The organism is Vreelandella glaciei (assembly GCF_013415125.1).
GTDB classification, from domain to species: domain Bacteria; phylum Pseudomonadota; class Gammaproteobacteria; order Pseudomonadales; family Halomonadaceae; genus Vreelandella; species Vreelandella glaciei.
This window is the reverse complement of the sequence record NZ_JACCDE010000064.1, coordinates 1-7613: the sequence shown is the minus strand read 5'-3', so window position 1 is coordinate 7613 and position 7613 is coordinate 1. Positions and strand designations below refer to the sequence as shown.

The following is a 7613-nucleotide window of genomic DNA, read 5'->3' as shown; positions in this document are numbered from 1 at the left end:
AGTTGTCGGTATCCCATGCTCTGCTTCACTTTGGTAGGTAAGGCAGAGAGGGTACCGGCGCTGGCCCTCCTGCCTCTACCTTGTGATCCAAAGTGCTGCGCTTATTCTATGAATCCAGGATAACAACACATCCCAAAAGGGGGATATAGTGAGCAACAGTTCCCAACTTCCCGGCTTTCGCAACCTTTCACCGTCAGAGCGTATTGATGTTCTGTCTCAGCATATTGATCTGGATATAGAGGAAGTAGCTCTGCTTCGTGATGACGGCGCGCTTTCAATCGAGATTGCTGATGGCATGATTGAGAACGTGCTCGGTAAGTTTGAGCTGCCCCTTGGCTTAGCAAGTAACTTTATGATCAATGGCCGTGATGTACTCGTGCCAATGGTTGTGGAAGAGCCCTCCGTTGTTGCCGCTGCCTCCTATATGGCGAAGCTGGCGCGCCCTGGTGGCGGCTTTCTAACTTCTAGTAGCGCTCCATTAATGCGCGCACAAATTCAAATCGTCGGACTCGGCGATCCCGCCAATGCACGGCTGAGCTTGCTGCGTAATAAGCATCGGCTGATCGATCTGGCCAACACTAAGGATCAACTACTTAACAAACTTGGGGGCGGTTGTCGCGATTTAGAGGTGCATACTTTCATGGAAAGCCCTAGAGGCCCCATGGTAGTGGTTCACTTGGTAGTGGATGTACGTGATGCCATGGGAGCTAACACTGTTAATACAATGGCCGAGACGGTTGCTCCCTTGATCGAAGAAGTCACCGGCGGCACGGTGCGGCTTCGCATTTTATCTAACTTAGCTGATTTACGTCTGGCGCGGGCGCAGGTGCGCATCGCTCCGGAGTGTTTCGAGACGAGTGAGTTTACAGGTACAGACGTTATAGACCGTATTATTGACGCCTATACCTTCGCGGCGATTGATCCTTATCGAGCGGCCACACATAACAAAGGCATTATGAACGGTATTGACCCGTTGATTCTCGCCACCGGTAACGACTGGCGGGCAGTAGAGGCGGGCGCGCATGCTTATGCGTGCCGCAACGGCCACTATGGCTCGCTTACCACGTGGGAAAAAGACCGGGAAGACCACTTGGTCGGGACGATAGAAATGCCGATGCCTGTAGGGCTGGTAGGTGGGGCGACCAAGACGCATCCACTAGCCAGACTGGTATTGAAAATTCTAGGTGTTAAAAGCTCACAGGAGCTGGCTGAGATTGCGGTAGCCGTTGGGCTAGCGCAGAACCTTGGCGCTTTACGTGCGCTTGCCACGGAAGGTATTCAGCGCGGTCACATGGCCTTGCATGCGCGGAATATTGCGTTATCTGCGGGGGCTCGGGGTGAGGAGGTGGATCAGCTAGTGCGCCAGATGGTTATGGATCATGATGTGCGCTCCGATCGAGCCGAAGCGCTACTCAACGAGTTGCGTAAATAATGAGTCAACCAGCCGTGCGCCTAATGGAGGTTGGAGCCCGCGATGGGCTGCAGAATGAAACCCAAATATTGCCTCCCAGTATCCGAGCTGCGTTTATTCAGAAGTTGGCCAATGCCGGTTTACGTCATATTGAAGCAGGTGCATTTGTGTCACCACGCTGGGTGTCGCAGATGGCAGAGACTGACGCGGTGCTGAAGGCGTTACCCATTCGCGACGGTGTGACTTATAGCGTTTTGGTTCCCAATGAGCATGGCATGGCGATGGCGATTGAAAATGGTTGCCGCGAAGTTGCCATTTTTACTGCGGCTTCGGAGACGTTTAATCGACGCAACATTAACTGTTCCATTGACGAGAGCCTTGCGAGGTTCGAACCGGTGATAGCTGCGGCAAAGGACAACGGAATTCGTGTGCGTGGCTATGTATCGTGCGTTTTGGGTTGTCCCATTGATGGAGCGGTGCCTATTGCCAATGTAGTTCGGGTGTCGAAACGTCTCTATCACATGGGGTGCTACGAAATAAGTCTTGGCGACACCATAGGCGCTGGTGTGCCCAGCGATGTGCGAAACCTTGTTTCTGCCTGTGCCAAGGAGGTGCCAGTTGAACAACTCGCTGCTCATTTTCACGATACTTGGGGAATGGCAGTCGCGAACTGTTTGGCTGCGCTCGAAGCAGGCGTTCGGGCCTTCGATAGCTCGGTCTCCGGCTTAGGAGGATGCCCCTACTCCCCTGGGGCCACAGGAAATGTCGCCACTGAGGACTTAGTTTATCTATTTGAAGGTATGGGCTTGGCTACCGGTATTGATCTGGAAAGTGTTGTCAACGCAGGTGATTTCGCGGATCAATATCTGGGCCGCAAAACGGCTTCCCATGTAGCACGAGCCTGGAAGGCAACACATGAGCACGCTAGCAGCCAGTATAACAATACGACAACAAATCTGGAGGACAAATGACGGAAACAACCGGCATGCCGCTAATGGCGAAAGGGGCTCTTAAAGGAGTCATTATCCTTGATCTTACCCGTGTGGTCGCTGGCCCCTATTGCACCATGATGCTCGCTGATATGGGCGCTACTGTTATTAAGATTGAGCATCCTAAAGATCCTGATCTCACACGGGAGTTTCCACCCGCCATAGATGTAACGAATGAAGCCATTAGTGGTTTCTTTGCTCAATACAATAGAAACAAGATGGCTGTCAGTCTCGATCTCAAGGCAAAGGAAGGGCACGAGCTTTTCCTAGATATGGTGCGCAAGGCTCATATCGTGATTGAAAACTTTCGTCCTGGAACTATGGAGAAGTTAAGGCTGGGTTTTAAAGCGCTTCGTGATATTAATCCGGCCATTGTGATGACCAGTATAAGTGGATTCGGCCAAAAGGGGCCAAATGCTCTCCGCCCTGCATTCGATAGCAGCGCACAGGCTTCGGGCGGGCTGTGGTCTATAAATGGCACTGTTGAGGAACCTATGAGAGTAGGCACCGTGTTGGGCGATCTCAGTGCGGGCTTATATGGTGCCATAGGAACGCTAGGCGCACTGCGCGAGGCAGAGCGTTCAGGCCTCGGCCAGCATGTAGATATCTCTCAACAGGATTCCATCATATCGCTGACTGAAAACGCTTTGGTTAACTACACAGCCACCGGCAAAGTCGCAGTGCCCGAGGGAAACGGCCATCCCTTTGTGAAGCCCTATGGACGGTTTGTATGTAAAGACGGCCATGTATTTTTTGGTGCCTATACCGATAAGTTTTGGCGTGAAGCATGCCAAGTGTTTGGTGACCAAGAGCTGATCAAGGATCCAGAGATCGACACCATGGCCAAGCGCTTTGATAACGCCACCTATGAGCGCCGGGTACGGCCCGTGGTGGAGCGTTGGTGTGCTAGCCATACCAAGGCGGAGTTGGAGGAAATGACCGGTACTCGTTTTCCTCTTTCACCCATCAAAACGATTGATGAAGTAGTCGCCGATCCTCATGTGCGTGAACGCGACATGATTATACCGGTGGAATACAAAGGAAAAAGCTTCGAGGTGTTTGGTAATCCAATAAAAATGTCTTTGGGCACCAACGAGAAGGGCGCACAGGCGCCAAGGTCGGGCGAATCTAACGAAGTCGTATACGAAGGCTGGTTAGGCCGCTCTAAAAAGGAAATCTCATTACTACGTGAGAACGGGGTAATTTGATTTTTTGATACTGAAATTTCAAATAACAAATCCAACAAGGTGACAATATGAATATCAAATCCATGGCAAGCTTGGTCATGTCTGGAACTCTTGTGTTTTGCGGTCTAGCTTCTAACGTTGAAGCACGGACACTTCGTTATGCGATCGGTCATCCGCCGAGTTCTTCTGTAGTGGACGTGACCAAAAAATACGCAGACGAAGTCGAAGCGCTATCTGATAGTGAGCTCAGCGTTCGCATTTTCCCTATGTCTCTGTTGAATTTCGCAGAAACGTCTGGAGGCGTACGTGATGGTATGGCTGATATTGGCTTTGTTTTGACGTCCTATTTCCCATCAGAATATCCGCACAGCAACATGGCCGTTGAGGCATCTATGTTGGTCGGTTTGTTGGGCGAGAAAGCGCAAGGCCGGGAAGGAATGATCTTTATGGGCGCGCTATCTGAATTCACTTTTTTTAATTGCCCAGAATGTAGCCAAGAGTTTAGTGCACAGAATCAAGTCTATACCGGTAGCACCGGCGGCACTTCCTACGGGTTAGTCTGTAATGAACCGGTTGAAACTGAAGCGGATCTAAAAGGTATGCGTCTGCGTGTGGGTGCTTCCAACTGGTCACGCTGGGCTGAGTCGGTGGGTGCATCTCCCGTTACTATGTCGGCTAATGAGATGTTTGAGGCACTCGGCCAGGGTGTGGTTTCGTGTATCGTACTTGCCTCCCCAGAGATCCATAATTTCGGCCTCACTGATGTAGTAACCGACATTAATATGGACGTACCTGGCGGCCCAATGCCCATCGCTGGCACTAATATCAATGCCGATACCTGGAAAAGCTTAAGCCTGGAGCAGCGCGAAGTAATGCTACGTGCTGCAAGTGTGTTCTCTGCTGGGGTTCCTTGGATTTATCACCAGCAAGAAGATCGTATTTTGTCCGAGGCCAAGCAAAGAGGCGTGGCGATCCACCATGCTGATCAAGCTCTAATCGACAAGACTCAAGCTTTTATCCGAGACGACATGCAGCACATCGCTGAGGGTTACCGCACGCGTTATGGTGTCGAGAATGGTGAGGAAATGATTGCGAACTTCCAGGGGCTACTGGAGAAGTGGACCGATTTAGTGCAGAACGTGGAAACTGAGCAGGAGCTGGCTGATCTCTACTGGGAAGAGATTTTCTCCAAAGTCGATGTAGAGAAACACGGTCTATGAGACCAGAGCTGGGCACATTGAGCCCAGCTCTCTCGATTAGGAGGAAGTCATGAATCTTCTTACAGATGAGCTCCGGGCACTCATTGGCACGGAGCTAGCGCCATTCGAGTTCGAAGTTACTCGGAATGATATCAAGAAATATGCTGTTGCCACTGGTCAGCGCCAACGTCGTTATCTTGAGGGTGATGAAGCCCCTTTGCTGTTTCTTTTCAGCGCCATGATGCCGGTTATTCCTTTAAGTGAGCTGCTGCCTGATGGGCGCCAACCGGATAGCTCACTGATCCCTGAATTGCCGCTCAAGCGCATTATGGCGGGAGGTAGTGACTACCAAATCTATCGGCGTGCCTACGCGGGGGACGTACTGGTCTGCACCCAAAAACTAACGGATCTCTACGAAAAACAGGGTGGCTCAGGCCCTTTGATTTTCATGGTATTCGAAAACCGCTTTGAAACCAGTGTCGGCGAGCCAGTCGTTACAGAATATCTGACACGTATTGCGAGATGAGAGCGATGCCTAGTTTCAACATTAGAGAAGGCGGCGCGCTGCCTCGCCGGGATTTCAAGGCAGATACGGTTCAGCTTTTCCTTTATAACGCGGCGATCTGGAACCCCCACCGTATTCACTACGATCTTTCCTATACCCAGGAACATGAGGGGCACCCTCAACTGCTTATTGATGGTCCGCTTCAAGGGGATTGGCTGACCCAAATGGTTGAGGAGTGGCTGGATGGAGAGGGAGAGCTGACTGCTTTTCGTTATAGCAATCGCCAAGCCGCCTATATCGGGGAGGTGCTCATTGCTGAGGGCAGGGTCACATCTTGCGATGGCATGGTTGCTGAGCTTTCTCTGTGTCTTACAAAACAGGACGGTATAACTACAACCGTGGCTGTCGCCAATGTTCGGTTCACTTGAGACTTTAGTGGGCTGTAACAACCTTCAGGAGAACTGTTATGTACCGGCTCGGACGTTGGCTTTCCGGATTAACGAGCGTTACTACGCTGCTAGGTGGCTGTGCCATTGTGCTGATGATGTTGCATATTACTGCAGACGTAATATTACGATATCTATTTTCAGCGCCGCTACCGGGCACGATTACTTATGTTGCTAACTACTACATGATCATTGCTACCTTTGTACCGCTCGCTTATGCGGAAAAGCTGAATGCTCATATAACCGTGGAAGTGGTCACAGAGAGGCTGCCATTGCGTGTGCAGTATCATTTAGCACATTGGTTGCTACCGCTCAGTGTCGCAGTGTTGATATTAATGACGATAAAGACCTGGGCTGAGGCAATGATTAAGTTTGAAATTAATGCCTCTCTAGTAGAGGGGGGCACCACCATCATCACGTGGCCTGGTTACTTCATGTTGCCCTTGGGGCTGGGCATGCTGGCGCTTGTGATGATCTATAAGTTTGCCATCTATTTGACCGGAGCGTGTAGCGGCCTGGTAGTGAACGATGAAGAACAAGCCATTGCATGGGATGTTCTTCCTGAGATGCAAGAACCTCGAGGAGGATCCCATGAGTGATGTACAGATCGGGCTCTGTGGTCTTGTTGTGCTGTTTGTTTCAATTGCGCTGCGTATTCCCGTAGGGTTGGCATTGATCGGAGTATCGTTTGGCGGTCTTTGGTACCTAATGGGATGGGGGATCGCTTGGGGCTCTCTTGGTTTGATTCCCTATCAGTTCTCCGCCAACTGGGTGCTCAGCTCGGTACCTATGTTCCTCTTGCTTGGCTATATTTGCTACCATGCCCAGCTGACTCAGGGGCTGTTTCGGGCCTCTCGGCTATGGTTATCTCGAGTCCCTGGAGGGTTGGCGGTGGCCTCCATATTTGGCACTACTGGCTTCGCTGCCGTATGCGGTTCATCAGTGGCTTGCTCGGCTGCTATGGGGCGTATCGCTGTACCAGAGATGATCAAGCATCGCTATAACCCAGGATTGGCCACCAGCACTGTAGCTATTGCAGGTACCGTGGGGGCACTGTTACCCCCTTCAATCATCATGATTCTGTACGGTATTATTGCCCAGGAACCGATTACCAAGCTGTTTCTTGGCGGTATTGCCGCCGGTCTGCTCACTGTGCTTGGCTATATCATCGTGGTAATTGTGAGAGTTAAGCTTAACCCTGAGTTAGCTCCGCCACCAAAAGAGTCGGTCTCAATGCAAGAGCGTTTCAAGGCGCTGTGGGAAGTCTGGCCTGTGGTGATGATTATGTTTGGCATCTTTGGTGGCCTATTCAGCGGCCTTTTCACCCCCACCGAGGCAGGGGCTGTGGGTGCATTTCTCGCATGTGTCGTGGCGCTATGTAAGCGCACTTTAACGTGGGATCGTTTGCGTAGCGCTGTCTTGGAAACCCTACTTACTACGGGAACGATTCTCATCATTGCCATGGGGGCTAGCCTGCTCACCCGCTTTCTATCGCTCTCTGGTGCTGGTGACTATCTCTCCTCGATGGTTATTGAGGCTGGCGCTAGCACTTTTATTATCCTATTAATTATTGTGCTGATCTACTTATTATTAGGTATGTTCTTAGAGCCGATCGGAGCCATGCTGCTGACCCTTCCTATTGTTCTACCTATCGTTGACAGCGTAGAACTTAACCTAATCTGGTTCGGCGTAGTGCTTACCAAACTGCTTGAGATAGGGATGGTAACCCCCCCCATAGGTATGAATATCTTTGTGATCCTGGATTCATAGAATAAGCGCAGCACTTTGGATCACAAGGTAGAGGCAGGAGGGCCAGCGCCGGTACCCTCTCTGCCTTACCTACCAAAGTGAAGCAGAGCATGGGATACCGACAACT

At 51.1% G+C, this 7613-nt stretch carries 8 protein-coding genes; all 8 read left to right on the top strand.

What is annotated here, in order from left to right; genetic code table 11:
* Positions 1-148 precede the first annotated feature (148 nt).
* From HZS80_RS22985 to HZS80_RS22950, 8 genes are read left to right on the top strand one after another with little or no spacing between them, the layout of a single operon-like run.
* Entirely contained in the window at positions 149-1432 is a 1284-nt protein-coding gene (locus HZS80_RS22985; protein WP_035561627.1) for a hydroxymethylglutaryl-CoA reductase, degradative, read from the top strand.
* On the top strand, positions 1432-2382 hold the full coding sequence (locus HZS80_RS22980) for a hydroxymethylglutaryl-CoA lyase (protein WP_179917434.1): 951 nt from the start codon (positions 1432-1434) through the stop codon (positions 2380-2382). Before HZS80_RS22985 ends, HZS80_RS22980 begins: the two co-directional genes overlap by 1 nt.
* Positions 2379-3608 carry a CaiB/BaiF CoA transferase family protein gene (locus tag HZS80_RS22975; protein WP_179917433.1) on the top strand — a complete coding sequence of 410 codons (1230 nt, stop codon included), beginning with the start codon at positions 2379-2381 and terminating at the stop codon, positions 3606-3608. The genes HZS80_RS22980 and HZS80_RS22975 overlap by 4 nt, the downstream gene beginning before the upstream one ends.
* 47 nt (positions 3609-3655) lie before the next feature.
* Positions 3656-4807 (top strand): C4-dicarboxylate TRAP transporter substrate-binding protein, encoded by a 1152-nt coding sequence (locus HZS80_RS22970; RefSeq protein WP_035561292.1) that lies wholly within the window; start codon positions 3656-3658, stop codon positions 4805-4807.
* Between the two features lie 49 nt (positions 4808-4856).
* On the top strand, positions 4857-5312 hold the full coding sequence (locus HZS80_RS22965) for an FAS1-like dehydratase domain-containing protein (RefSeq protein ID WP_035561296.1): 456 nt from the start codon (positions 4857-4859) through the stop codon (positions 5310-5312).
* A 5-nt stretch (positions 5313-5317) separates the two neighbouring features.
* Entirely contained in the window at positions 5318-5719 is a 402-nt protein-coding gene (locus HZS80_RS22960; protein WP_035561299.1) for a hotdog family protein, read from the top strand.
* 38 nt (positions 5720-5757) lie between these two features.
* Complete coding sequence (locus HZS80_RS22955) at positions 5758-6336, top strand: TRAP transporter small permease (RefSeq protein WP_045812069.1); 579 nt, start codon at positions 5758-5760, stop codon at positions 6334-6336.
* A complete protein-coding gene (locus HZS80_RS22950) occupies positions 6329-7507 on the top strand; it encodes a TRAP transporter large permease (RefSeq protein ID WP_179917432.1) in 1179 nt (392 codons plus the stop codon). Before HZS80_RS22955 ends, HZS80_RS22950 begins: the two co-directional genes overlap by 8 nt.
* The last annotated feature ends 106 nt before the right edge of the window (positions 7508-7613 follow it).

Bases quoted from the DNA above. Each gene is read 5' to 3' on its own strand.
- HZS80_RS22980 (WP_179917434.1), top strand. From the start codon at position 1,432: ATGAGTCAACCAGCCGTGCGCCTAATGGAGGTTGGAGCCCGCGATGGG.
- HZS80_RS22975 (WP_179917433.1), top strand. From the start codon at position 2,379: ATGACGGAAACAACCGGCATGCCGCTAATGGCGAAAGGGGCTCTTAAA.
- HZS80_RS22950 (WP_179917432.1), top strand. From the start codon at position 6,329: ATGAGTGATGTACAGATCGGGCTCTGTGGTCTTGTTGTGCTGTTTGTT.
- HZS80_RS22965 (WP_035561296.1), top strand. From the start codon at position 4,857: ATGAATCTTCTTACAGATGAGCTCCGGGCACTCATTGGCACGGAGCTA.
- HZS80_RS22955 (WP_045812069.1), top strand. From the start codon at position 5,758: ATGTACCGGCTCGGACGTTGGCTTTCCGGATTAACGAGCGTTACTACG.
- HZS80_RS22970 (WP_035561292.1), top strand. From the start codon at position 3,656: ATGAATATCAAATCCATGGCAAGCTTGGTCATGTCTGGAACTCTTGTG.
- HZS80_RS22960 (WP_035561299.1), top strand. From the start codon at position 5,318: ATGCCTAGTTTCAACATTAGAGAAGGCGGCGCGCTGCCTCGCCGGGAT.